This is a genomic window from Shewanella inventionis (assembly GCF_014641855.1).
GTDB classification, from domain to species: domain Bacteria; phylum Pseudomonadota; class Gammaproteobacteria; order Enterobacterales; family Shewanellaceae; genus Shewanella; species Shewanella inventionis.
This window is the reverse complement of record NZ_BMII01000085.1, coordinates 1-3458: the sequence shown is the minus strand read 5'-3', so window position 1 is coordinate 3458 and position 3458 is coordinate 1. Positions and strand designations below refer to the sequence as shown.

Here is a 3458-nt window from a genome sequence, read left to right as displayed (position 1 = left end):
AGAAACAGACAAATTGATCAGCCGAACGCCGAGAGAAAGTCGTTCTTTGAAAGTATTAATAAAGACCGATGAGCTACCATTGGAATGGTAGCTCAATCGATCATAACTAAATTGAAATGGTACTAGGCGCAAAACTATAACCGCATAAATCCAATAAGGCATAATTAACATGATTAACACCATGGGTGTCGGTTGAGAGTACGTCAGGCTTAAGATCACTAGTATTAGATTGTAGTAAGTCGTAAATATAATGGGACTCATGCTCATTAGATCCTATTATACGGGCATTTAACGCACTATGATTGGCAACTAACGTCATGGCCGTAATACCTTTGTTGGTGCCGAAGTATTTCGAGGAGTAGCGAGTTTTAAAAGTCTCAAGGTGAGTTTCAAATTTTTGCCCATCGGTACTGGCGTGTAGGACGTCTTCTTGGATGTGATAGTGACGGAAAATAGGGAGTGCCGCTACTGCGTTATTGATGATATCACTTGCCTCTTGCAAGGTTTCAGGCCTAATATAATTAGCTTGTATAGTGCTTAGATGCTCATAACTGCGATCAGATATTTGTGCCATCCCATATACGCCACGATGTGTCGCATTCGCAATGAGAATAGCCAATAAATCATCCTGATTGGCGCCTACTTGTTTTTGGATTGGCAGCACGTGTGCGAAGCATTGCATAAAGTTGGTTTCTTGTTCAACATAACGCAACACATCAGCAATACTGACGGGGATCATCTGTTTAAAGAAGGGGTTGTTGACAAATGATCGGGAGCCTTTAACTGGCAGTCGCCATCGTGCGCCACTTCGGCTCTTCATGATCACATTGCGGTTATCACCATTATCAATGTGACGAGCAACATCTTCTAGGGATGTTGCTAAGCGTATTTGTTTTACTTGCAGTAGCTTCTGAATCGGCTGCTTTAGCTTTTCCAACGTTGACGATGCCAATAGATCAGACTGTATTGACGATGCAATTAAGTCGTCTTCTAGCGCACGATATTTAGTGACGTTTGATAAGTAAATTCGACCATTAAGCCGAGAAGCCAGTTGACGGTAAAGCAACCATTCGTATCGCTGTGGATGAACAACATCGTTGTTGAGTAACCATGGACGATGTTTTTGTTGGATAAGTGTACTATCCATTGTTTGCAATGTATTACCTGCTAATAGTTCTGTTTTTGTGGTTCTGAGCTGTGTCACCAATACTTCTGAGCCTTTACCTGCTTGGCATTCAAGACATAGAAACACGGGCCTTAATAACTGTTCAAGTAAGGTGTTTTGATCATCATAATATTGCCATTGATATTCTTCTACTGTGCGTTTTTGCTTTTTTAAGTACAGGCATAGCGTTTCTATATCTTGGTTATTCATTACACTTAATGCTTGTTGCCTAACCGTTGCAAATGGTTGATTATCGTCGATACTGTCATCAACAAACAGATGGAGTAATTCTGCAGCTTTGGTGACATTGTCCGCAGCTGACCTCCATGAATCAAACACTGCCTGTTGGGCAAACGCATGCGCAGCTTCTTGTTGTTTCCGGATATGATGAATAAAACCATCAGTCAGTCGCTCTAAGCTTTGCCGTATGCGTTGAGTCAGAAAACACAGCAACCATAGGTGTTGCTGTGGACGCTTAAAGCGTTTTAGTTTACTACCATAATAATCCACCATTTCACCGAAGTGTTGTTGGTTTTTAGACGATAAGGCTAAGTCCTTAACAGCATCATCAATCTGTCTTGTATAAGGCTGTAACTGATGATAAACAATCAGTTCTTTTTTTAGCTCTGTCACCATAACGCTTTTTGCACCTGCTCGAAGCTGGCTTAAGGAGAGCCCATCTTTGTCATCGATAATAGTATTTAGAAATTCGTGTAGTTCAGATGAAACATGAATACGAAGCTTATTATTTAACCCCTTCTTTACCTGTTGGATAACACGACTGATAAGCTTTTGTAAGACAGTATATTTAGGGATGGCAATTCTATGAGTTGCTAGAGATTCAGCGGCTGCATCGAATAGATAACGAGGCTCAAGCCAAGCTTTGCCGACCATTACAAGATGATCGTACAACGGCGCAAAGTGCAGACTTTCTTCCCATTTCTGATAGTTTAGTAGCCTCAGTATTCTTTGATAAATACGGTCACGCTGCATCTTATTTATGCTGAAAGGCCTGAGCCCTTTGCCTCCTTGAACTTGCGTTGAAATAAACTGCATATCGTTAAAGATGAGGTTAAAGCTAGGTGAAAGAATGACAGGCTTAGACTTAAAATACCCTAATAACGCAATGAAATAGCATCGATGGCTCCTTAGGCGAATGCTTTTCGACTCTGTTAACTCGATCTCGTTTTGCGTAAAATACAATCGTTGCTGTTCAAGGGTTAATAGTGGCGGAGAATATAGATCAAGCTGCTCAGCTTTGGTAAGAATTGAGAGTTCGTTTTTTATAGCCATAGGAATTACGTTAAGTTTAAGGGGTAGTTAACCTCATAATTTGCCATACTTTGGAGAAGTAACCCACCTTTGTATGCCTTTAGATATCGTGAGTATGGCGATTTATGTTACTTTAGAGGGGAAAATCCCTAGAACCCCATAAAGTTAGTGACTCGCTGACCACTCGAACCCGTTAACAATTTGCGCCCACTGAAGTTTGGATGCTTTTTGGTTTGACTCCAAATTAACGAATGAAAGGTAGACACAAAGATTTGCTTACGTTTGTGCCCCTTAACCAATCTACCTACTCTCGACTTCATTTCAGCAGCTGATGCATTGGAGAACGTTAAAGCGATTACTTTATGTAGTGGATTTTCGACCAGATTACTGATGAATGAAATCATCGTATGAGTTTTACCAGCACCAGGCAGTGCCAAAACAAGGTTATGGTATTTCAAGCTCTTTGTTACTGCGTCTTGTTCAGTGCTTAAACTCACGATGTGTCCTAAATATGTCGGCCCTAGATATATTTCACAAGAATATCAGCACGACACTCCATTCTTGCGCGTTTGAAGTGCCAATTTGGACGTTGAACATTAATTTCGTGCATTATGGTTGAATAATACTCGGCAGATTACGAGTTTGATCAAGTTTTACTTAGACGATTTATCACCCCAATACCTCTTAACTTCTTCACGCCAGTCAGAGTGTCGCTGTAAACAAAGTCTGACATAGGCAACTTCCAGCTTTCAATAATGATTTCCAGAAAAGATATAACCATACTTTGACATAAAATGTACCCATAGTCTGACAAATCGGAACGGCACCTAGATACTATAATTAAGAATTGTCAGTTTATGACAACTGAAAGCGTATCTCTTTGTAACTCACTTTTGGACGTGCGACCTGAGGTCGTATGAAGCGCTGTTCACCGCGATAAGAGTGAACCATCTGTATCACCAGATGCCCCTAAGACTCTGAATAAAGCAGCGAGTCTGACAATGTAACGATATTCGGTTTT

1 protein-coding gene and 1 pseudogene are annotated in these 3458 nt (G+C 40.7%); both read right to left on the bottom strand.

Annotated features, from left to right (window positions below):
• Positions 1-124: 124 nt before the first annotated feature.
• Positions 125-2458 (bottom strand): annotated as a pseudogene (locus IEW93_RS21595) (Tn3 family transposase); the annotation flags it as partial.
• 128 nt (positions 2459-2586) lie between these two features.
• The gene (locus IEW93_RS21590; protein ID WP_188741259.1) at positions 2587-2934 is read right to left on the bottom strand and encodes a UvrD-helicase domain-containing protein; all 348 of its coding nucleotides are present in this window, start codon (positions 2932-2934) and stop codon (positions 2587-2589) included.
• Positions 2935-3458: the final 524 nt, after the last annotated feature.